The organism is Psychrobacter proteolyticus (assembly GCF_038155145.1).
GTDB classification, from domain to species: Bacteria; Pseudomonadota; Gammaproteobacteria; order Pseudomonadales; family Moraxellaceae; genus Psychrobacter; species Psychrobacter proteolyticus_B.
Window position 1 is genome coordinate 1 of the sequence record NZ_JBAKAY010000032.1, and the last position, 267, is coordinate 267.

The 267-nt window shown below is 44.6% G+C and carries 1 pseudogene; it reads right to left on the reverse strand.

The annotated features are described in order from the left end of the window. Positions 1–267 (reverse strand): annotated as a pseudogene (locus V6252_RS12890) (homoserine dehydrogenase); the annotation flags it as partial.

Below are 267 nucleotides of genomic sequence, written 5' to 3' on the forward strand. Positions count from 1 at the left end.
CGTAATTCAACCCCTGCGTCATCATCGTTTTCGCTATCGCGGCGTACTGCACACACTAAATGCTTGATACGGTAGCCAAGTTCTTCGGCATAGTGTACGTCTTGCAGGGTAATACCAGGAATACCTTCACAGTAGACTTTATCAAACTGTACCGGAAAACCAAAAGCGATAGAGGCGAGTAGCGCCAATTTATGAGCATCATCAATACCTTCAACATCAAAAGTAGGATCTCCTTCTGCATAACCTAACTCTTGTGCTTCGCTCAAT